Source organism: Nocardiopsis protaetiae (genome assembly GCF_045446735.1).
Classification (GTDB): Bacteria; Actinomycetota; Actinomycetes; order Streptosporangiales; family Streptosporangiaceae; genus Nocardiopsis; species Nocardiopsis protaetiae.
Window position 1 is genome coordinate 1 of the sequence record NZ_JBJJBV010000541.1, and the last position, 1,471, is coordinate 1,471.

Sequence of the window (1,471 nt, forward strand, 5' to 3'; positions counted from 1 at the left end):
GGGGCTCGATCAACGCCCACTGGTCATCGGTCAGGTCCGAGGGGTAGGTCGGCTCACGGGTCATGAAGGCCAGGCTCACAGGGCCTGGGGCCGGGTGAGAGCGAAGTGCTCGGACCGTGACCCACCCTTCTCAAACACGCTCTTAGAACTCCTAACGGAATGAGACTGAGCGTGGTTGGATCATCACAGGGACGATGATCCGGGGGTGCGGGGTGGCACGGCCGAAGCCATGGGATGTCGATTGACGAGCTGTGGGCGATGATCGAACCGCTGCTGCCCAAGGTCGAGCGACGACCCCGGCATCCCGGGCGCAAGCGGCATCCGGACCGGCTGGTGTTCCAGGGCATCCTGTTCGTGCTGCACACAGGGATCGCCTGGGAACACCTACCGCAGGAACTCGGCTTCGGGTCGGGCATGACCTGCTGGCGCCGCCTGGCCGAGTGGACCCGGGCCGGGGTCTGGCCCCGACTCCACGAGGTCCTGCTCGCCGAGCTACGCGGCGCGAACGCCCTGGACTTCTCCCGCGCGGCGGTCGACGGCTCCCACATCCGTGCGTTAAAAGGGGCCCCAGGACGGGACGAAGCCCCGTGGACCGGGGCAGGGCGGGCAGCAAGCACCACCTGCTCACCGATGCCACCGGCATCCCGCTCTCCGCGACGCTGACCGGCGGCAACCGCAGGCGACGTCACCCAGCTCATCCCCCTGCTCCGGGCCGTGCCGCCGGTGCGCGGCAAGCGCGGCCGGCCCCGGCGCCGCCCGGACGTGGTGCTGGGTGATCGCGGCTACGACCATGACAAGTACCGTCGTCTGGTCCGGGAGCTGGGAGTGAGGCCGCTGATCGCCCACCGCGGCACCGCGCACGGTTCCGGCCTGGGCGCTCAGCGCTGGGTCGTGGAGCGCACATTCGCCCATCTGCACTGGTTCCGCCGTCTGCGGATCCGCTGGGAGATCCGCGACGACGTCCACGAAGCCTTCCTCATCCTTGGATGCGCACTCATCTGCTGGCGACGCCTGAAGTCATTCCGTTAGGAGTTCTTAGCTTGAGATTTAACCTGTCTGGTTCTTGTGTTCTGCCAGGGTCGCGGCGCGTTTGACGGTTTTGCCGACCTCATGCCGGGGCGCGGGCCCGTGGTTCTTCATCCCGGGAGGCCGCCCGGGACCGGGCCGGGAGGGTTTGGGCGCACCCGCCGGACAGGTCACCCTCGGCCGGAGGTGGCGAAACCCGCGCCGCACCCGGGCCGGGGACAGACGGCCCGGCCGGGCCGCCCGCTCCCAGGGGCGGCGCACATCCTCCGCGACCGGGCGGGCCAGCCGCAGCTGGGTGTGCGCGGCGATCACCAACCACGTCCACCGATCGGCGGCCTCGGGCGAGCGCACCCGCGGGGCGGTCCAGCCCAGGGTCTGCTTGAACAGCCGGAAAGTGTGCTCCAGATCGAACCGGCGCAGGAACGCCCGCCAGATCAGGTCCACC

At 69.8% G+C, this 1,471-nt stretch carries 2 pseudogenes; one reads left to right on the forward strand and one right to left on the reverse strand.

Annotated elements, in window-relative coordinates:
- The first annotated feature begins 234 nt into the window (after window positions 1–234).
- A pseudogene (locus ACJOT3_RS34595) lies at window positions 235–1,029 on the forward strand (IS5 family transposase).
- Between the two features lie 18 nt (window positions 1,030–1,047).
- Here ACJOT3_RS34595 and ACJOT3_RS34600 read toward each other — a convergent pair.
- Window positions 1,048–1,471: pseudogene (locus ACJOT3_RS34600) on the reverse strand (NF041680 family putative transposase); the annotation flags it as partial.